The organism is Halorubrum ejinorense (assembly GCF_055389685.1).
This window is the reverse complement of record NZ_AP043777.1, coordinates 2864201-2883334: the sequence shown is the minus strand read 5'-3', so window position 1 is coordinate 2883334 and position 19134 is coordinate 2864201. Positions and strand designations below refer to the sequence as shown.

General features: G+C 71.1%; 22 protein-coding genes. 13 read left to right on the top strand and 9 right to left on the bottom strand.

Annotation, left to right across the window (positions count from 1 at the left end; all coding sequences use genetic code 11):
* Positions 1–209: 209 nt before the first annotated feature.
* The 3 genes from ACZ5KW_RS15805 to ACZ5KW_RS15795 all read left to right on the top strand — a co-directional run bounded on the left by ACZ5KW_RS15805 (position 210) and on the right by ACZ5KW_RS15795 (position 2688).
* The gene (locus tag ACZ5KW_RS15805; RefSeq protein WP_343777260.1) at positions 210–581 is read left to right on the top strand and encodes a SlyX family protein; all 372 of its coding nucleotides are present in this window, start codon (positions 210–212) and stop codon (positions 579–581) included.
* A gap of 182 nt (positions 582–763) precedes the next feature.
* On the top strand, positions 764–1816 hold the full coding sequence (locus ACZ5KW_RS15800; RefSeq protein WP_343777261.1) for a Brp/Blh family beta-carotene 15,15'-dioxygenase: 1053 nt from the start codon (positions 764–766) through the stop codon (positions 1814–1816).
* Between the two features lie 131 nt (positions 1817–1947).
* Positions 1948–2688, top strand: coding sequence for a protein sorting system archaetidylserine synthase (locus tag ACZ5KW_RS15795; protein ID WP_343777262.1), 741 nt, complete (start codon positions 1948–1950; stop codon positions 2686–2688).
* A 118-nt stretch (positions 2689–2806) separates the two neighbouring features.
* Here ACZ5KW_RS15795 and psmB read toward each other — a convergent pair whose 3' ends face one another.
* Together psmB and ACZ5KW_RS15785 are read right to left on the bottom strand one after the other, a co-directional pair.
* The gene (gene psmB, locus ACZ5KW_RS15790; protein ID WP_343777264.1) at positions 2807–3538 is read right to left on the bottom strand and encodes an archaeal proteasome endopeptidase complex subunit beta; all 732 of its coding nucleotides are present in this window, start codon (positions 3536–3538) and stop codon (positions 2807–2809) included.
* A 198-nt stretch (positions 3539–3736) separates the two neighbouring features.
* Positions 3737–3913, bottom strand: coding sequence for a hypothetical protein (locus tag ACZ5KW_RS15785; protein ID WP_343777266.1), 177 nt, complete (start codon positions 3911–3913; stop codon positions 3737–3739).
* Positions 3914–4219: 306 nt separating this feature from the next.
* On the opposite strand from ACZ5KW_RS15785, the gene ACZ5KW_RS15780 reads away from it, so the two are divergent.
* Positions 4220–4900, top strand: a complete 681-nt coding sequence (locus ACZ5KW_RS15780; RefSeq protein ID WP_343777268.1) for a uracil-DNA glycosylase family protein — start codon at positions 4220–4222, stop codon at positions 4898–4900.
* Positions 4901–5151: 251 nt separating this feature from the next.
* Here ACZ5KW_RS15780 and ACZ5KW_RS15775 read toward each other — a convergent pair whose 3' ends face one another.
* From ACZ5KW_RS15775 to ACZ5KW_RS15760, 4 genes are all read right to left on the bottom strand, one after another.
* Positions 5152–6369: an asparagine synthase C-terminal domain-containing protein gene (locus ACZ5KW_RS15775; RefSeq protein ID WP_343777270.1), complete on the bottom strand. Its 1218-nt coding sequence runs from the start codon at positions 6367–6369 to the stop codon at positions 5152–5154.
* A gap of 5 nt (positions 6370–6374) precedes the next feature.
* Positions 6375–7058: a PHP domain-containing protein gene (locus ACZ5KW_RS15770; protein WP_343777272.1), complete on the bottom strand. Its 684-nt coding sequence runs from the start codon at positions 7056–7058 to the stop codon at positions 6375–6377.
* A 382-nt stretch (positions 7059–7440) separates the two neighbouring features.
* Positions 7441–7713 (bottom strand): DUF7513 family protein, encoded by a 273-nt coding sequence (locus tag ACZ5KW_RS15765; RefSeq protein WP_343777273.1) that lies wholly within the window; start codon positions 7711–7713, stop codon positions 7441–7443.
* Positions 7710–9275, bottom strand: a complete 1566-nt coding sequence (locus ACZ5KW_RS15760; RefSeq protein ID WP_343777274.1) for a Na+/H+ antiporter NhaC family protein — start codon at positions 9273–9275, stop codon at positions 7710–7712. Before ACZ5KW_RS15760 ends, ACZ5KW_RS15765 begins: the two co-directional genes overlap by 4 nt.
* Positions 9276–9664: 389 nt before the next feature.
* Here ACZ5KW_RS15760 and ACZ5KW_RS15755 point away from each other — a divergent pair, with 389 nt between their 5' ends.
* From ACZ5KW_RS15755 to ACZ5KW_RS15740, 4 genes are read left to right on the top strand one after another with little or no spacing between them, the layout of a single operon-like run.
* Positions 9665–10132: a 30S ribosomal protein S15 gene (locus ACZ5KW_RS15755; protein WP_343777275.1), complete on the top strand. Its 468-nt coding sequence runs from the start codon at positions 9665–9667 to the stop codon at positions 10130–10132.
* Between the two features lie 42 nt (positions 10133–10174).
* Positions 10175–11407 (top strand): exonuclease RecJ, encoded by a 1233-nt coding sequence (locus ACZ5KW_RS15750; protein WP_343777277.1) that lies wholly within the window; start codon positions 10175–10177, stop codon positions 11405–11407.
* 1 nt (position 11408) lies between these two features.
* Entirely contained in the window at positions 11409–11789 is a 381-nt protein-coding gene (locus ACZ5KW_RS15745) for a KEOPS complex subunit Pcc1 (protein WP_343777279.1), read from the top strand.
* Positions 11786–12433, top strand: coding sequence for a 30S ribosomal protein S3ae (locus ACZ5KW_RS15740; protein WP_343777281.1), 648 nt, complete (start codon positions 11786–11788; stop codon positions 12431–12433). The genes ACZ5KW_RS15745 and ACZ5KW_RS15740 overlap by 4 nt, the downstream gene beginning before the upstream one ends.
* A gap of 64 nt (positions 12434–12497) precedes the next feature.
* Here ACZ5KW_RS15740 and ACZ5KW_RS15735 read toward each other — a convergent pair whose 3' ends face one another.
* Together ACZ5KW_RS15735 and ACZ5KW_RS15730 are read right to left on the bottom strand one after the other, a co-directional pair.
* Complete coding sequence (locus ACZ5KW_RS15735; protein ID WP_343777282.1) at positions 12498–12989, bottom strand: GNAT family N-acetyltransferase; 492 nt, start codon at positions 12987–12989, stop codon at positions 12498–12500.
* On the bottom strand, positions 12986–13330 hold the full coding sequence (locus tag ACZ5KW_RS15730) for a GNAT family N-acetyltransferase (RefSeq protein WP_343777283.1): 345 nt from the start codon (positions 13328–13330) through the stop codon (positions 12986–12988). Before ACZ5KW_RS15730 ends, ACZ5KW_RS15735 begins: the two co-directional genes overlap by 4 nt.
* A gap of 113 nt (positions 13331–13443) precedes the next feature.
* Between ACZ5KW_RS15730 and ACZ5KW_RS15725 the strand changes: the two genes are divergently transcribed.
* Together ACZ5KW_RS15725 and ACZ5KW_RS15720 are read left to right on the top strand one after the other, a co-directional pair.
* Positions 13444–13722 (top strand): DNA-directed RNA polymerase subunit L, encoded by a 279-nt coding sequence (locus ACZ5KW_RS15725; protein WP_343777284.1) that lies wholly within the window; start codon positions 13444–13446, stop codon positions 13720–13722.
* A 129-nt stretch (positions 13723–13851) separates the two neighbouring features.
* Positions 13852–14880, top strand: a complete 1029-nt coding sequence (locus tag ACZ5KW_RS15720) for a glycosyltransferase family 4 protein (protein WP_343777391.1) — start codon at positions 13852–13854, stop codon at positions 14878–14880.
* Between the two features lie 67 nt (positions 14881–14947).
* Here ACZ5KW_RS15720 and ACZ5KW_RS15715 read toward each other — a convergent pair whose 3' ends face one another.
* Positions 14948–15268 carry a DUF7510 family protein gene (locus ACZ5KW_RS15715; RefSeq protein ID WP_343777285.1) on the bottom strand — a complete coding sequence of 107 codons (321 nt, stop codon included), beginning with the start codon at positions 15266–15268 and terminating at the stop codon, positions 14948–14950.
* Positions 15269–15396: 128 nt separating this feature from the next.
* On the opposite strand from ACZ5KW_RS15715, the gene ACZ5KW_RS15710 reads away from it, so the two are divergent.
* From ACZ5KW_RS15710 to ACZ5KW_RS15700, 3 genes are read left to right on the top strand one after another with little or no spacing between them, the layout of a single operon-like run.
* Positions 15397–16671: a Single-stranded DNA binding protein gene (locus tag ACZ5KW_RS15710; RefSeq protein WP_343777286.1), complete on the top strand. Its 1275-nt coding sequence runs from the start codon at positions 15397–15399 to the stop codon at positions 16669–16671.
* Positions 16668–18305 (top strand): hypothetical protein, encoded by a 1638-nt coding sequence (locus ACZ5KW_RS15705; protein WP_343777287.1) that lies wholly within the window; start codon positions 16668–16670, stop codon positions 18303–18305. The genes ACZ5KW_RS15710 and ACZ5KW_RS15705 overlap by 4 nt, the downstream gene beginning before the upstream one ends.
* Positions 18305–19093, top strand: coding sequence for a metallophosphoesterase (locus tag ACZ5KW_RS15700; RefSeq protein WP_343777288.1), 789 nt, complete (start codon positions 18305–18307; stop codon positions 19091–19093). Before ACZ5KW_RS15705 ends, ACZ5KW_RS15700 begins: the two co-directional genes overlap by 1 nt.
* Positions 19094–19134 lie beyond the last annotated feature (41 nt).

Below are 19134 nucleotides of genomic sequence, written 5' to 3'. Positions count from 1 at the left end.
CAGCCCCAGCCTGTAGCGCTATCGGGTCCATACCCACTTCCTGATACTGTATATACTCTATTGAGACCGATGCCAACCCAGTCAGGTATCGGCGGCCACAGCGGGTCAATCGCGAGGGGGTCTCGGCGGTCGTTGTCCCGACCGCGTCCCCGCTCGGGGGGAACCTTGTCGGGCTGAAAGTAATGACCCTGGGGCACGTTAGGTGGCACATGGCCGAAGACGAAGCCGAAACGGAGACCGAATCGATCGAGACCACCGCCGAAGCGGAGGCGGAGGAGACCGACGACGTCACCATCGATGTCGAGGCGATCGACGCCTACGAACAGCGCATCGACGAGCTGTCCACCGCGGTCGAAGAGCGCGAGGAGACGATCGAGGACCTCCAGTCGGTCGTCGAGGAACAGTCCGAGCAGATCGACAAGCTCGAAGACCAGTTCCTCGACCTCTCCGCCCGCGTCGCCGACGGGCGCAACCTCGGCGTCTGCCCCGAGTGTAACGGGCCGACCGAGAAGAAGGAACGACTGTTCCGCTCGGACACGATCGAGTGCGTGCGTTGCGGCGAAGTGATCCACACGTACTGACAGCGATCGCGGCTCCCGTGGCAACGAGCCGCACGCACCGAGCGATTTTGCGGTCCCGCGACGTTCGCACCGACCGTCCCCGTCGAAACGCTCCGGAGGGCGTCCTCGCCGCGACGAGGGGAATATAAAATACCCAATAATGACGACGAGGCCCTAACCCCGTACCGACCGTACGTCCGTCCATGTCGACATCGACGGTGAGCCCGGTGCGGCGGCTCCTCGGTGAACCGGAACGGACGGCCATCGGTGCGTCTCGCGCGTCGCTGCTCCTGCTCGCGGTCGGCTTCGGCGCGCTGTCCGCGGCGGGCACCGACGTGTCGCTCCGAACCCAGATGATCGCGTACCTCGTCGGGATGGTCGCGTTGAACCTCCCGCACGGCGGCTACGAACACTTCTCGAACCTCCGACGGCGAGGGGTCCCGTTCGGCGCGCGGTACGTCGGGCTCTACGTCGGCTTCGTCGCCTCGTTCGTGGCGCTGTTCGTGGTCGCGCCGCTGCCCGCGCTCGCGCTCGCGTTCGGGACGGCCGTCGCGAAGGGCGGCCACGGGGACCTCCGCGTGATGGACGCCTTGGTCGGCACCGACCACCTCCGGACCCGTTCCCAGCGGGCGCTGGCGGCGCTGGTCCGCGGCGGGGCCGTGATGCTCGTCCCCGCCGTCTTCTGGACGGAGACCTTCTACGGCTTCACCGGCATCATGCTCGGCGTCTTCGACGGCCAGTTGGCGGGTCCCGCCGCCTCCTCGCCGGAGGCGTTCACCACGGCGATCGGCGCCGCGTACGGGCTCGCGGTGCTCGTCCACCTCGGCGGCGGGCTCGCGACCAGCTGGCGCTCGACCGGCGGCGTGAGTCGGTCGTGGCTCCTCGACGCCGCCGAGACGCTGCTGCTCGTCGCGTACTTCGCGCTCGTGCCCGTGGTCGTCGCCATCGGTCTCTACTTCCCGCTTTGGTACTCCATGCGGCAGTCGGCGCGGAGCATGATCGTCGAGCGCGAGCGGCCCAGCCGGACCGAGGGCGTCTCGCTCGTCGTGGCGTGGGGCGTCCTCGTCGTCGGCGCGCTGGCCACGGCGGGCGTCGCGACGGCCCTGTGGACCGTCGCGCCCAACCCGCTCTCCGGCGGTTCGCTGCTGTCTGGCGCCGTCGCCTTCTACACCATCTTCGTCTGTGTCATCGCGATGCCGCACGTCGTGGTCGGCGAGTGGCTCGACTTCGGCCGCGGCATCTGGCACGTGCCCTGACGGCCGGTCTCCGTTCTGTCCGGTCTCGTTCTCACGGCGCCGCGGCCGTCGCCGGCGCGTGAATCCCCGGCGGTCGGCCCGCAGTCGACGAGATAACAAGCCCTAAAACCCGCCTCGTCGACCGATACGGTATGCCTCTGCGGTTCGTTCGGCGCCTCGGGCTCGCGGACGCGGTGACCGTCGCCAACGCCGGCGTCGGCTTCCTCGCCGTCGTCGCCGCGACGGTCGACGTCGCGCTCGCGGCCCGGTTGGTGCTCCTCGCCGCCGTCGCGGACGGGCTCGACGGGGTCGTCGCCCGCCACCGCGGTTCGACGCCGGCCGGCCCGTACCTCGACTCGCTGGCGGACGTCGCCTCCTTCGGGGTCGCGCCCGCCGTCCTCGTCGCGGCCGTCGTTCGCGACGGACGCTCGCTCGCGACGGACCCCGTTCTCGTCGCCGGCGGCGTGGGCGCCGGCGCGCTGTTCGTCGCCGCCGCGGTCGCCCGCCTCGGGCTCTACACCGCCGACGAGGACGGCGCCCGCGAGACGGTCGGCGTCCCGACGACGCTGGCGGCGACGGTGCTCGCGGCCGCCGTCATCGCCGGCTACACGGCCCCGTTCCTCCTCGTCGCGGCGACGACCGCGTTCGCGCTGCTCATGGGCACCGGCGTCACCTACCCGGACCTCCACGCGCAGGACGCGCTCGTGATGGGCGCCGTTCAGGCGGCGGTGATCCTCACGCCGGCCGGCCACATGGCGACGAACGCGCTTCCCGCGTGGATCGGGGAAGGGTTCGCGTTCGCGCTGCTTTTCCTCTCGTGTGGCTATCTCCTCTTCGGCCCGCGGTTCTACTGGGGCGACGGGATCCGCGCGCCGCCGGGACTCAAGCGGTGATCCCCGGCCGATCAGGGGATCGGTCCCGTCGGTAGCGCTTTCGGGAAAATTCGAGACAGTGTGTCGATACGGAGGGGTCCTCGACCGCGAGCCGTCCTCGACCGCTCGGCGTGACCGCTTACAGGAGGCCGTCGAAGTCCTTGTGGCGGGTGATGTCGACGCCATCGTCGGTGACGACGGCGACGTTGATCCCGTTGCCGGACGCGAGGTCGCGCTCGACCGCGGACTGGATCGCCTTCGCGGCGATGGTCTCCGCCTCGTCGATGTCGACGTCGTCGTGGTACTCCTGTTCTAAGACACCGAGCGCGTACTGCGACCCGGAGCCGGTGACGGTGTACTCCTCTTCGGTCGTGCCGCCGAGGGGGTCGATGGAGTAGATGTGCGAGCCCTCGTCGTCGACGCCGCCGAGGATCGGGCTGACGACGAAGAACGCGCCGGAGCGGAGGAGATTCCCCGTCAGAGTCGACAGCGCTTCCATCGACATGTCCTTGCCGCGGCGGGCCTCGTAGAGGCTCGTCTCGGCGCGGAGCGTGGAGATGAGATTCTGTGCCGGGGAGACGGAGCCGGCGATGGTGAGCGCGCCGCGGGGGTGGACTTCCTCAACCTTCTGGACGTCCTTCGAGGAGACCATGCCGCCGAGCGAGGCTCGCATGTCGGTCGCGAGAACGACGCCGTCGGCCGTCTTGATCCCGACGGTCGTCGTCCCCGTCTTCATGCCCTCGCCGTCGCCTCCGGCGGCGGCGCGCTGCTCGCTCTGGTCGAACTCGCCGAGCTCCGGTCCGAAGACCGGCTGGTCGCGGCCGAGTTCGACGGACGGGCCGTCCGAGAGGTTGTCAGTCGGTGTTCGCATTAGCCATCTGTAAGCCCGGCGCGCTGATAAAAGCAACCCTTCGGGGGCCGCCGACCGGTTCCGACGAGCCTATCCGTCGCCGCGGAGCGATCGCCCGACGGGACCGGGTTCGAACCGTCCGTCGCGATCGACGACGCCGGCGCTCCGGACCGGTTCGGAACGAAGTCTGACGCGAAAAAGGCGGCCGAGCGCCGGCGATCACTCCTCGCTGACGGTCTCGTACGCCTGACCCGTCGTCTCGACGAGTCGGCCGAGGGGAACGTTGATACCGAGTCGCTGGCGCGCGAAGACGGCCACCGGGAAAAGCGAGATCCCGGCGGCGACGGTCGCTTGGTGGAGCCCGAAGAGGGCCGCCGTGCGGATGCGGTCGAACATTGGACTTCTGGCCTACCCGAACGGAGGGATATATAAATACCTTCCGTGCCGACCGCCGAGTCGATCCCGACGCTGTCGTGCGGTTTTCGATCATAAATTAACGATCCTGAAACATCTTCCGCACTCCGGCGATCGAGGCGTATCCCAAGCGGGTCGGACCGCGTTCTTCTCTGTAAGTTATGTGAATCCAAGGCGGCTCGTGCGCCTCGCATCGGGGCCGCTCGCCCGGTGTCGCGGCGGGACCGGTCCGCCGCGGTCCGCGCCGGACCGAACGAGATTTAACTCGACCCGCGCCTACCTCGTCGCGTGCAGAACGTCACGGACCGGATCCGGAATCCCTTCGGGATGCGCCCCGACTGCCCCTCGTTCGTTCCCGGCTACGGCGACGCCAACGCCGAGTTCCACGTCGTCGGCGACCGGCCGGGGGTCCACGGCGGGACCGCGGCGGGCGTCCCCTTCACCGGCGAACCGTGGTCACCGGCGTTCCTGTCGGCGCTGACCGAGGCCGGACTGATCGCGGGGCTCGCCGAGGGCGTCGACGCCGACGGGGTCGCGATCGACGGCGATCCGACCGCGCTCGACCCGATCCGGACCGACCGGACGTTCCTCTCGTACCTCCACATGTGCGGGGGCGACGAGGCCCCGGACGAGGGGTCGTACGCGGACATGGAGCGCTTCTTCGACGCGGAACTCCGCGCCATCGCGGCCCACGTCCTGCTCCCGGTGGGCGCGCGAGCGACCGGTCACGTGTTAGAGGCCTACACCGCGCGAGCCTGGAAGACGGAGGTCGACATGGACGCGCTCCACGGCGAGGAGCTGCTCGGCGCCGGCTGGCTCGTCGTCCCGATCAAAGACCCGGCCGACTGGTCGGACGGAGACGCCGAGCGACTCGTCGCGGCGCTCCGAGAGCTCCGATCGACCGACTTCCGTCGCGAGAGCGACCTCGGCCGGTTCGTCGCCGGGAACGACCCGTATCTGGTCCGCTGACGAGGATCGAGAGACGCCGTCCGATCACGGTTCGACCGGAAGGCGTGAATTTTCACCGGCAAATGGCGTTTCCGATACAGAGATACGACAGTAATTGCTGAGATAGTTGCCCGTTCGTTTTTGATTCTTCCCTTACGGGCGTCATATTTGTCGGTACTACCCGTATTTTATACCTATCCGCCCGATTTTCGAACAGACGCCCGACGAAACGGGCGTCGGCCGCAGGACTGGTACTCCGTGCGGCGACTTGGTCAGTTCCGGCCCTCACCGGCCGGTTTTTCCTCGGCGCACAGCGCCTCGATGTACCGCCCGACGTGGTCGTCCATCCGCCGCTTGTACCCCGCCTGTCGGGCGAGCCGATCGAGCTCCCGGGAGACGTACGTCCCGTACTGGACCGCCTTCTTGTCCGCGGTGCCGACCGACGCCGGCACGCGTCCCGCCGCGACCCGCCGAAGTCCCACCTTCCGCTCGTCGCCGTCGACGAGCAGGTCGCCCGGCAGCGCCAGCGCGGCCGCGATCACCCCGTCGTCCAGCAGCGGCGTCACGGGTTCGACGCCGGCCGCCCGGAGCGCGAGCACGTCGCGCTCCAGTTGGCCGGGGAGGCTCCGGACCGTCTCGGTCCGCGCCCCGCGGACGGTGTCGGCGTCGACGCGGGCGTCCTCGGCGGGGTCGACGACCTTACTGTAGCCGCCGAACAGCTCGTCGGCGCCCTGGCCGACGGCGAGTCGGTCGATTCCGTCGGCCGCGGCCGCCTCGGCCGTCAGGAACAGCGGCACCGCGATGGCGACGTCCATCGGGTTCCGTCGCCCGGTGGCGGCCGCGACCGCGCGGACGGCGCGCGTGAGGTCGTCGTGCGTGATCTCGACGACCCGCAGGTCGCGGTCCATCTCGACCGCCGCCTCGCGAGCGGCTGAGACGTCGTGACACCCCTCGAAGCCGGCGACGTAGCAGGGCGCGTCCGGGACCGCGGCGGCGACGAGCCCGGAGTCGACGCCGCCGGAGAAGGCGACAGCGAGGTCGCCGCCGTCGGGTCCCTCGGACGCCGCAGCGGCGGCGAGGTCGTCGAGCGCGGCGGTCACCGCGTCGTCGACCGCGGACTGCGCGGCCGCTCGGTCGGTCGTCGGGCCGGCGTCGGGGAGTCGCCAGACGCGCTCGGTGCCGGCCGTCGACACGACGCTTCCGGCCGGTACCGGCTCCGGGTCGTCGAGCGCACGCCGGTCGAAGCCCCACGCGTCGGCCGCCGTCGGTCGGCGGTCGCGTTTCGGGTCGAGCGCGTCGCGCTCGACGAACAGCGGCTGGCGGCCGAGGACGTCCCGAACGAGTACCGGTTCGCTTCGGTCCGCGGGCTCGGTCAGAAGACCGGCGAATCCGCGTCCGCCGGGAAGGGGGTCCGCGTCGCGGAGGGCGGCTCGGACGCGTTCGGCGCCGGCGCCCCGGAGCGCCGCGTCTTCGGAGGAGGTCGGCGGCATCGCGGTCACCGCAAGGCGTCTATCGCGCGGAGCGCGCGGCGTTTCGCGCCCCCGCCGAACTGTCTGAGCGACACCCGCCACGGGGTGCGCTTCCCGACGACGCTCGTCCGGCCGTCCGCGATGCCGTCGAGGATCGCGGCGGCGGAGCGGTCGTCGGCGCCCACCTCCGTCACGGCCTGTCCGACCATCTCGGAGATGTGGGCGTCGCTGCCGGCGGTCATCGGGAGCCCGTTGCGGACCGCGAACTTCTCGGCCTGTCGGTTCGAGCGCCCGGTGAACAGCCGGGAGTTGTACACCTCGATCGCGTCGGCGCTCGCCAGCTGCTCGTCGGTGACGTGCGCGGCGACGCCGTGGCGGGACTTCTGGAAGGGGTGGGGGACGACCGCGATCCCGCCCTGATCGCGGATCCGGTCGAGCGTCTCGTCGAAGGGAAGCCCGCTCTCGACGCGCTCCTCGATGCCGAACGCGAGGACGTGGCCGACCGCGCTCGTCACCTCCATGCCGACGATACCGACGAGGCCGTAGTCGGGGGCCTTCTCGGCCGCCTCGATGCTGGCGTCGATCTCGTCGTGGTCGGTGACGGCGAGCGCGTCGAGGCCGACCGCGGCCGCCTGCTCTAAGAGGAGGTCGACCGGGTCGCGCCCGTCGTACGACAGCGCGGAGTGCGCGTGTAGCTCGACCGATAGCACGCGTACGATTTCGAGCGTGGTCTTCAAAAGCGCCCCGGTCCGCGCCGCTCCACGTCGATTCGCGGCGGCTGAACACCGCTCCGGCGATATGTTATTTAAAATAACACGGTGGCGCGTGCCTGCGAGGCCGCCCCGCGGCCGAGCCCCGAGGGACCTCCGGTCCCTCTGGAAGCCGGCGCTTTGCGCTGGCGACAGCACGCGCGAGGTCGCCGGCGCGAAGCGGAGGCGACTGACGGGGCGAGACCAAAGCTCTCGCTTACAGCCGGACGTAGTCCGCCGACGAGGCTGGGGCTTTGGAAGAGTTCGTCACTGCCTCGTTGCTCCCCATCCATACGTGATCGACGGAATCGATCGAAAAGTAAACCGAACCGTCGACCGCCGATCAGAACGCGCTCTCGCCGACCGTCTCGCGGTAGGTCGCTCGCCCGGCGTGGGCCGACTCGTCCCACGACTCCACGTCGACGAGCACGCGGGTGTTCACGGCGTCCGCGGGCGCTCCCTCGATCCGCAGCGTCGAGTCGCCGATGCGGGCGACGGCGGTCCTGCCGCCGTCCTCGACGCCGGTCACCATGACTTCGAGCGCGTCGCCGGCCGCGTAATCGGGGGTCGACCCGCGGAACGACCACCCCGCGAGGAACTTGTCGAAGACGCTCATGCGCGCGACACCTCCTCGGAGGTGCGGTCGGGGATGTACTCCCGACCGAAGCCGGTCACCGCGGCGATCAGGAACACCGCCACGAGGAACCAGCCGTGGAAGACGAAGGGCACGACCTCGATCGGGTTGACCACCATCTCGGGGCCGTACTCGGCGCCGAGGCCGTCCGGCCCGACCATCACCTGGTAGCCGACGAGGACGCCGCCCGCCCACGGGAAGATGTAGCCGAGCGCGGAGGTGTTGGCGTCTAAGATGTTCGCGCGCCGGTAGCCGTTGATGTTGAATTTCTCACCGATGCGGGCGATGTACGGAGCGATCGCGATCTCGGCCGCGGTGTTGATCGTGATCATCCCGTTGACCGCCGCGGTGCCGAGGACCATCGTCAACTCGGCCCGGCGGACGGTCGTCGCGACGCGGTTCAGGAGGAACGTCTGGATCGCCTCGAAGCCGCCGCCGCGGATCATGATCTGCGCCATCGCGACGATGAGCAGCGTGAGGACGATGAGCGGGAAGAAGCCGACGGCGCCGGAGTAGAGGCTCCCGCCGACGCCGGCGGTCTCGCCGACTTCGACGACCGGAAGCCCGGAGAGCGACCCGGCCTCCGTGACGGTGAAGACCACGATGTCGCTCGCGCTCGCCAGGCCGAACAGGAGGTTGAAGACGACGGCGACGACGAGCCCCCACGAGATCGCCTCGACGATGTGGCGGCCCGCGACCGCCGTGACGATGACGACGCCCATCGAGAGCAGGTGAACCAGCCCGAGGGCGTTCGCGGACTCGCGGAGCGCGACGGCGCCCTCAAGCTCCACGCCGGACATGATCGAGCCCGCGATCAGGTACGCGGCGAACGCCGGCACCGCCGCCGTGATCGCGTACTTGAACCGCGAGGCGACGACGCCGCCGATGTCGGCGTCTTGGGTCACCGCGCTCACGATCGTCGTGTCGCTGACGGGCGCGAGGTTGTCGCCGAAGACGGCGCCCGAGAGGATGGCCGCGAACAGCAGCACCGGATTCGCGCCGATGAGGACCCCGGCCGGGAAAAAGAGGGTCACGAACGCCACGGTGGCGCCGTACCCCGTCCCGATCCCGGTCGCGAGGAGGCCACAGAGGACGAACGCGGCCGCGGGGAACGACGCCGCCCCGATCGCGAGGGCGTCGGCGGCGAAGATGAGTCCCTCGACGAACCCGCCGACCTGGAGCGTCTCGGCGAACATCCCGGCCCACAGCCACGCGACGATGGCGGTCGCGGCCACGCGCTGGGTCATCCCCTCGAAGATGGTGTCCGCGTACGCCTTCCAGTCGCCCCGGACGAGGAACATCCCGAGGGTCGTTCCGATAAGCGCGCCCACCACGAGGCCGTTGGTGTCGCCGATACCGAGGACGCCGCTCTGGAGGATCGCCCACCCGATGAAGAAGACGAGCGGGACCGTGCTCGCCCACTTCCCGCCGCGGAACTCGATCCGCGGGCCGTCGTCGCCCCCGTCGTCGATACCGAACTCGCCGCCGTCGGGTTGCCCCCCGCCGTCGGTCGCGGACGGAGCGCCGTCTGCTGTTTCGGTCATCTCTTTCTCACACGCCCCCGCATGCCGACGACCTACCTAAATCCCCGTGTCCGCTCCGTCTGACGGACCCGACGCGAAACACGGCGACGGAAGCCCCGTCAGGGGCCGTGTGCGGCCCGAAACGGGTGGCGTCCGGGCCGACAAGAACACCCTTAAGACCCCCGACGGCGACCGTCGGAACGGGAACAGCACAGCTGCAGATCCGACTCGCCGGGGCTCTTTCGCCCGCGGCTTGGGAATGTAGCAGTGCGCCGACGCCTCCGGCGTCGCGGTCGGACCGTCCGCTCGCGCGGGCCGTCCGGTCGGACCGCTCGATCGGGAGTGGTTCGTAGCCGCGCCGCGCGGAGTCGCGGTCACGTTGCGGTTGTGCCGTTCCAACCAGACAGACAATGGCACGAATGCACACGCGCCGTCGCGGTTCGTCCGGTTCGGACAAACCGGCGACGGACGAGACCCCGGAGTGGAGCGACGTCGACGCCGAGGACATCGAGTCCCGCGTCGTCGAACTGGCGGAACAGGGCCACGACCCCAGCGTCATCGGCCTCAAGCTGCGCGACGAGGGCGTCAAGGGCGTCCCGGTCCCCGACGTGAAGCTGGCGACCGGCAAGAAGGTCACCGAGATCCTCGACGAACACGACGCCGACGCCGACATCCCCGAGGACCTCCGTAACCTCATGTCGCAGGCGATCGGCCTGCGCGAGCACATGGAGGAGAACGGGCAGGACCACCAGAACAAGCGCGCGCTCCAGAACACGGAGTCGAAGATCCGTCGCCTCGCGAACTACTACCGCGGCGACGAGATCGACGAGGAGTTCACGTACACCTACGAGAACGCCGTCGAGTACCTCGAGGAGTAACGCGGCCCGAGCGGTAGCCACCACGCCGACCACCTCACCCACATGACCGAAGCGACGTCCGCCACGCCCGCCCCCGACGCGCTCGCCGGCGTCCTCGCAGACGCGCCGTTCGTTCGGCTCGTCGCGACCGACGACGGCGACGCGCTGGCAGCCGCGGGGCTGCTCGCGCGAGCGCTCCGAGCGGCCGGCACGCCGTTCCAGGCGCGGATCGGCCGCGACCCGGTGCCCGGCGACGTCGACGACGGCGTCGCGGTAGCCGTCGGCGTCGATCGCGGACCGCACGCGGTCCACGCGGACGGACGACCGACGAGCGCGGCGGCCTTCGCGGTCGCCAGCGCGCTCGGCGCCGAGCCCGACCCCGTGGTCGCGCTCGCCGGCGTCGTCGCGGCCGGGTCGATCCCGGGCGCCGACGGCTCCGGCGACGCGCTCGACGCCGCGGAGCGAGCCGGTCGCGTCGAGCGGCGCCCCGGCGTCGCGCTTCCGGTCTCCGGCGGCTCCGAAGCGGCTCCGTCGCGATTCGAGGCCCTCGCGGCCTCGACGCTCGCGTCGACGCGGTACTCCGGCGACCCCGAGGCGGCGCGCGACGCGCTCGCCCCCCTGGAACTGCCGGCCGAGCCGACCGCGGACGACCGCCGGCGACTCGCGTCGCTGGTCGCGGTCGACGCCGTCGACGGCGACGGCGTGAGCGCCCGCGCGGCCTCGTCGGTCGAGCGCGCGCTCCGCCCGTACGCGACGGACGGCCCCTTCGAGACGGTCGGCGGCTACGCCGACGTGCTCGACGCCCTCGCCCGGGAAGCGCCCGGAACGGGGGTCGCGCTCGCGCTCGCCGGCGACCCGGACGAGTCGCTCCTGACGGCCGCGCTCGACGCGTGGCGCCGCCACGGACTGGCGGCCCACCGCGCGGTCGACGCCGCGACGATCGGCCGATACGACGGCTGCGTCGTCGCTCGCGTCGACGCCGCGGCGGCCGACGGGTCGCCCGCGATCCTCCCGACGGTCGCTCGGCTGGTCCGCGACTTCCGGTCGCCGGAGCCGGTCGCGGTCGCGCTCGACGAGAGCGCGGGGCGACTCGCGGCCGCGGCCGCCGATCCGATCGGACTCGGCGACGCCTGCCGGACCGCCGCCGGCGAAGTCGGCGGCACCGGCTGGGGGACCGCCGCACGCGGCGGGGTCTCCGTCGGCGACGCAGACGAGACGGGTGCGAACCAGACCGGCGCGACCGACGCCGGCGGCGACGTGACGGCGGCGCTGGCCGCGCTCAGGGAGGCGATCTGAGATGGCCGACGACGCCGACCGGACCGCGACGGTCCGCACGACGCACGCCGACGCCGCGACCGTCGCGGCCGCGCTCGGCCCGGACGAGACCAACTCGATGCGCACGCGGGTCGACGGCGACACCGTCGCCTGTACCGTCGCGCGACCGACGACCGGGGGGCTCCAGTCCACGCTGGACGACCACCTCGTGAACCTCCGCGTCGCCGACCGCGTGATCGAGCGCGCCGGCGAGCACGCCCGGGACGCGCCGCCGGCCGACGGCGCCGCCGACCGGTCGGCCGACACCGCGGACGAGCCGCCGGGCGGCACCGCAGCCGAACTCCACTCCGACTCCACAGACGAACCGCAGACGACCGACACCGACACACTACCCGACACATGAGCGAACGATCCGTATCCAAGAGCAGAGAACAGAAGCGCTGGTACAACGTGCTGGCGCCCGAACAGTTCGACCGACAGCAGCTCGGCGAGACCCTCGCCGAGGAGCCCCAGCAGGTCGTCGGGCGCACCATCACGACGACGCTCGACCAGCTGACGGGCGACTCCAACGCGAACAACACGAAGCTGACCTTCAAGATCACCGACGTGGGCAGCGACTCGGCGTACACCGAGTTCATCAAGTACGAGCTGACGCGCGACTACCTGCGCTCGCTCGTCCGCCGCGGCGCCTCGAAGGTCGAGGCGTCGATCACGGTGCTGACGACTGACGACTACCGTATCCGCGTCCAGCCCGTCGCGCTGACGACCAAGAAGGCGGACCGCTCCCAGGAGAAGGCGATCCGCCGCGTCATGATCGACAAGGTCCACGCCGCCGCCGAGGAGCGCACCTTTGAGGCGTTCGTCGACGCGATCGTCGACGGGAACCTCTCGTCGGCCATCTACGGCGACGCCAAGGAGATCTACCCGCTCCGCCGCGTCGAGGTCCAGAAGCTGACCCTCGAAGCGCGACCGCGCGAGGTCGCCGCCGAAGAGGAGGCCGCCGTCGACGTCGACGCCGACGAAGTGGCGGTCGACGCCGACGAGTAGGCTCGTCGACAGCGGACAGGCGTTTTTCGTTTATTCTCGCCCCTAGCCGCGGCGCCGGATGCGTTCACTCCCCATCGCGAGTTCGGTCGGTCATGCGGTGACGCGCGACCGCGAACCCCCGCTTCTCGTAGAACGCACGCGCTCGCTCGTTGGCGACGTCCACGTCGAGGGTCACGCGCTCGCAGTCCCGGGCCGCGGCCGTCTCGTCGACTCGGTCGAGCAGGGCGCCGGCGACGCCCTCGCCGCGGTACGGCTCGCGGACGTACAGTTCGCCGAGGTGGAGCCGGTCGCCCGCGGCGAACACGGGCGGCGGTGACTCGACGCTCGCGGCCGCGTAGCCGACGAGGTCGCCGCCGTCGACGGCGACCCACGTCACCGCCCCGTCGGCGGCGAGGCGGCCTTCCCGGTGCTCGACGCCCCTCTCGACGAGGTCGACGTCGTCGGCGAGGCGGTTGCGGTCGGCGACCGACTCCATCTCGCGGGCGAACGGCAGCCACAGGTCCTCGACCAGCGGCCGCACGTCGCCCTCGCGGAGCCGCCTGACCGTCGCGCTCAAGCCCGCCCGACCCCCATCGTGAGATCCTTCCGGTACGTCTCGAACCCCCTCCGATCGTAGAACGCCGCGGCGCGCCCGTTGTCGACGTCCACGTCGAGCCGGAGCTGGCCGCAGCCGCGGTCACTGGCGTCGGCGACCGCGCGGTCCAGTGGCCGGTCGGCGAGCCCGCTCCCGCGGAACGGGGGCGCGACGCAGAGGTCCCCGACGAACAACCGGTCGGGCCGGTCGGCGAGGGCGTGGGCCTCGACCGCGGCCGCGAGGTCGCGGTGGTAGGGGAGCCACAGCTCCCTCGCGTGGCGTTCGACCGCGGCCTCGGTGGCCGGCAGCCGTCGGATCTCCATACGGCGGCCACCGGCGGGGCCGACAAACCGTTTCGGGTCGTGTGCGACCGGTCCGCATCCGGCGAGAACCCGGAGACGAAAGCTTGAAACGCCGCTCGCCCGACCTCTCGGGTATGGAACTGCGGGTCATCGAGAAGACCGACACGGAACTCCACATCGAGATCGCGGGCGAGGACCACACGTTCATGAACGTGCTGAAGGGCGCCCTGCTGGAGTCGGACGACGTCGCGGCCGCGACCTACGACGTGAACCCCGAGCAGTCCGGCGGCCAGACCGAGCCGGTCCTCACCGTCAAGGCCGCGGAGGGCGACCCGCTCGACGTGCTCGCCGACGCCGCCGAGTCGATCACCGAACGCACGGACACGCTGCGCGACGCGGTCCACGCGGCCTGACCGGACGTACTTCCCGAGCGGACTCGCGGTCTCGTTTTACGCGGTCGTCGACGCCCTCGCCGTTCGCACCCGAGGGGCATACCTAAGTGGTGACTCCCGAAACGGGGGAGTATGCCGCCGAGCGTACTCATGCTGGGATGGGGGTTTCCGCCGAACATCACCGGCGGGCTCGACGTCCACGTGGGCGAACTGTTCACCGGACTGCGCGACGACCTCGGCGTCGACGTCACGCTCGTGTTACCGGCGGAGTTCGCTCCCGACGACAGGCCCGGACTCGAACCGGTCGCGACCGGCGACGGCGACATCGCCGCGCGAATCGGCGAGCTCTCAGACCGTTTCGCCGAACTCGCGACCGACCACGACGTGATCCACACGCACGACTGGTTCGGCTACGGTCCCGGCCGCGCCGCCGCCCGCGAGTCGGACGCCACGTGGATCTCGTCGTTCCACTCGCTCGCGAGCGACCGCAACATCGACCCGCCGAGCCGAGAGGTCGAGACCGAGCGACGGCTCGCGAACGCCGCCGACACGAACATCGCCGTCAGCGAACTCGTCCGCGAGGACATCCAAGAGCTGTACGACGCCGACTCGCGGGTCGTGTACAACGGGTTCTCGACGCCGCAGTTCTCGGGCAAGGACGTGCGCGCCGACCTCGGAATCGACGGAGAGATGCTGTTCTTCGTCGGCCGCCACACCGACCAGAAAGGGATCTCGCACCTGCTGTACGCGATGAAGAAGCTCCGCGGTCGCGACACGACGCTCGTCGTCGGCGGATCGGGTCACCAGACCGAACAGCTGAAGCGGTTCGCCGAGCTGCTCGGAATCGACGACCGCGTCGAGTTCGTGGGGTACGTTCCCGAGTCGGAGCTCGGCGACTACTACGCCGCCTCGGACGCGTTCGTCTCGCCCTCGTACGCGGAGCCGTTCGGGATCACGATCACGGAGGCGCTGGAGGCGGGGACGCAGGTCGTCGCGACGCCGTCCGGCGTCGCGGAGGTGCTTCCCGACGGCTGTCTCGTCGAGGTCGAGACCGACTCGGAGTCCATCGTCGACGGGCTCATCGAGGCGCTCGACCGCGAGGAGCTGCCGGAGTACGAGCGCCGCGAGTGGTCCGCGGTCGCCGAGGACACGCTCGCGGTGTACGAAGACGTCGCGTAGTCGGCCGCACGCGTTTCCCACCTCGCCGTCCTCCCGGCGGCTCGCTCCGGACGGCCGTTCTCCCGACTCACTCCGCGCCGCGGTAGACGTCGAACTCGCTCGCCGCCTCCGGGTGCGTGACCCGGAAGCCGTCCGCGGTCTCGATCACGCCGCGGGTGCTGCCGCTCGCGCCGCCGTACGGGCTCTCTTCGCCGCCCGCGCCGGCCCCCTGATACGGCGAGGTGTACGGCGAGCCCGAGACGGGGTCGTCGAACCCCTCCGGCGGGAGGTAGATCCGTTCCCCGTCGTTCGAGCGCACGACGACGGCCACGTCACGCGTGCCGGTCACGTCGATCACGGTCCGCTCGTCGGTGACGCGCGCGTCGATCTCGATGTCGGAGTCGTCCATGGGGCCTCCTGCGAACGGGAGCCGTTTAGCTGTGCCGGCGTGTCGCGGCCACGGGCGAGCGGGACCGACGCGCCGCCCGGTCGAACGGTGGTGAATCCTTTTGTGCGGCCGCGCCGAATCCGATTCCGATGGACGTCAACAGCCATGCCGAGGAGCTCGCCTCCGACCTCGGCGTCGACAAAGAGGAGGTCAAAGCCGACCTAGAGAACCTGCTGGAGTACAGCGTCCCGGTCGACGAGGCGAAACAGAGCGTCCGGCGGAAACACGGCGGCGGTGGCGGCGGGTCGACGCCCACGCCCGACGCCGTGAACGTCGGCGAGATCACGACCGACAACGACGGCGTGACCGTGACGGTCCGCGTGCTCACGCAGGGGACGCGCACCATCCGCTATCAGGGCGACGACCTCACGATCCGCGAGGGGGAGATCGCCGACGAGACGGGCGTCATCTCCTACACCGCGTGGCAGGACTTCGGGTTCGAGCCGGGCGACTCGCTGACGATCGGCAACGCCGGCGTCCGCGAGTGGGAGGGGGAGCCGGAGCTCAACCTCAACGACTCGACGACCGTCGCGATCGCCGACGAGCCGGTCGAGGTGGACCACGAGGTCGGCGGCGACCGGCGCCTCGTCGACATCGCGGCCGGCGACCGCGGGCGCAACGTGGAGGTCCGCGTGCTGGAGGTCGACGAGAAGACCATCTCCGGACGGGACGGAGAGACGGAGATCTTAGAGGGCGTCGTCGGCGACGAGACGGCGAAGCTCCCGTTCACCGACTGGCAGCCCCGCTCCGAACTGGAACCGGGCGCCGACCTCCGGATCGAGGACGTGTACGTCCGCGAGTTCCGCGGCGTCCCCTCGCTCAACCTCACCGAGTTCTCGACCGTGACCCCGCTGCCCGACCCGGTGGAGGTCGCCGAGGACGCCCCGCGGCTGTCGGTCGCCGACGCGGTCGGCTCCGGCGGCATGTTCGACGTCGAGGTCGTCGGGAACGTCTTGGAGATCCGGGACGGTTCCGGGCTCATCGAGCGCTGTCCCGAGTGCGGCCGCGTCGTTCAGAACGGGCAGTGCCGAAGCCACGGCGACGTCGACGGCGAGGACGACCTGCGGGTGAAGGCCATCCTCGACGACGGGACCGACACCGTCACCGTCGTCTTGGACGACGAACTGACCGCCGAGGTGTACGGCGGCGGCCTCGACGACGCCCTCGCCGCGGCGAAGGACGCGATGGACAAGGAGGTCGTCGCCGACGCCATCGCGGACGACCTCGTGGGCTGTGCCTACCGCGTCCGCGGGAACCTCTCGGTCGACGACTACGGCGCCAACCTCGACGCGGCCGAATTCGAACTCGCGACGGACGACCCCGCCGACGCGGCTCGCGCCGCGCTCGCGGAGGTGGGCGAATGAGCGACGACGGTCCCGGCGCGCGGGAGGTCGCCTACCGGCTGTTCGCCGCCGAGTTCGACGACGCGTCGCTGTCGTACTCCGAGAGCGACGAGGAGCGCGCCCCCAACTACGTCGTGACGCCGACCGGCGCGCGGGTGAACCGCCTGTTCGTCGCGGGCGTGCTCACCGAGATAGAGCGCGTGAACGACGAGACGCGACGCGGCCGGGTCGTCGACCCCTCCGGCGCGTTCGTCACCTACGCGGGCCAGTACCAGCCCGAGGCGCAGACGTTCCTCGAACGCGCCGAACCGCCCGAGTTCGTCGCGCTCACGGGCAAGGCACGCACCTTCGAGCCCGAGGACTCCGACCGCGTCTTCACCTCCGTTCGCCCGGAGAGTCTCAACGAGGTCGACGCCGACACCCGCAACCGGTGGGTCGTCACCGCGGCGGAGGCGACGCTCGACCGCCTCGCGGTGTTCGCGGTCGCGCTCGACTCCGACCTGCGCGGCGACGACCTCCGCGCCGCGCTGGAGGCAGGCGGGGCTCCGGCACCCCTCGCCGCCGGCATCCCGAAGGCGCTCGATCACTACGGGACGACCGCGGCCTACGCCGAGGCGGTCCGCCGACTCGCGGTCGACGCCCTCGAACTGGTCGCTGGCGACCGCGACGAGGTGCGTCCCCTCGACATCGCCCCCGACGAGGGCGAGCAGACGGCGCTCGGACCCCTCCCCGAGACGGACGTGACCATCGCGGAACCGGCGGCGGTCGACGCCGAGCCGATCACCGACTCTGACGCGGCCGACGCCGATGACCTCGAAGGGACCGTCGATGACTCCGAAGAGGGCGGCCCCGACTCTGACCTCGAACCGACGGTCGACTCGGAGTCGACCGCGGACGTCGAACCGACCGCGGGCAGGGAATCGACCGCCGACGCCGGGTCGGCGACTGACTCGGGTTCGACCGCGGACGCCGAATCTGTCTCCGAGCCCGAGGCGGCGACGAACGAATCGGCCGAGACGGCGGTCGGCGCCGCGACCGACTCGGAACCGGCCGTCGAGGAGTCAGAGCCGCTCGCGGACGCGGACGCTCCCGATTCCGCGACTGACGACGGCGGCGGGCTCGGCGACTTCGACGCCGGCGCCGACGAGGGAGGTCCCTCCGGCGCGGACGCGGGGGCTGACTCCGACGGCGACGACATGTACCAACTCGACGACGAGGAACGCGAGGAGATCGAGTCCGAGTTCGGCACCGACTTCTCGACCGGGACCGAGGTCGACGAGCCCGGCGAGGCCGACATCGACGTGCCCGAGCCGGAGGAGATGGCCGAGGAACCGGACCGCGGGGCCGATCCGACCGCGAGCGACGCGGCCGACCCCGCGGGCGACGAGGAGGCGGCCGAACCCGCAGCGGAGACCGCCGACGCGTCCGACGACGCGGAGGCCGAGGCGGACGGCGAGGACGTCGACCTCGAGGCCGCGTCTGTCGAGGCGATGTCCGACCTCGACGACGGTGACGGTGCGCCCCGTCAGGCCGTCGTCGAGCGCGTCGCGGACGACCACGGCGTCGACCCCGAGGCGGTGGAAGACGCCATTCAGGACGCCCTGATGAGCGGCCAGTGTTACGAGCCCGGCGACGGGCTGCTCAAGCCGATCTGATGGCGCGCGTCGAGCCGGTCGTCGGCGAGCCGGCGGCCGTGGCCGACCTCGGAAGCGAGCGCGCGCTGCTCGTGGCGGACGTCCACGCCGGCATCGAGGTCGGCCTGCGCTACGAGCGCGGCGTCGAGTTGGAATCCCGGGCCGACGCGCGCCGAGAGCGGCTCTGCGGCCTGATCGACGAGACGGACGCCGACCGGCTCGTCGTCCTCGGCGACCTCGCACACCGGATCGCCGCGCCCGAGGGCGACGAGCGCGAGGAGCTGGGTACCCTGATCCGCTCCGTGACCGACCGCGTCCCGATGACGCTCGTCGAGGGGAACCACGACGCGGGCGTCGCGGAGGCGTTCGCGGCCGACCTGGACGTGATCGACCCCGCCGGCAGCGTGATCGGGGGCGGGTCCGTCGAGGAGAGCGAGGGAGCCGTCGGCGTCGTCCACGGTCACACGTGGCCGGACCCGGCCCTCCTCGGCGCCGACGTGGTGTGTATGGGCCACGAACACCCGCAGGTCCGACTGGAGGACCCGGTCGGCGGATCCCGTGTGGAGCGCGCGTGGCTCCGCGGACGGGTCGATCCGGCGGCCTTCGTCGGGGACGACGAGCCGAACCCCGCGGCCGTCGACGACCCGCCCGAACTCGTGATCTTCCCGGCGTTCAACGAGCGCTCCGGCGGGACGTGGGTCAACGTCGAGGGCCAGTCGTTCCTCGCGCCCTTCCTCCCCGACGCGTTACCGGCCGGCGACGCCTACCTGTTGGACGGGACGCGACTCGGCGGGTTCCGGGGGATCTGAACGCGGCGCGAGCGCGTCGACCGCGCCGGGAGCGTTTTCTC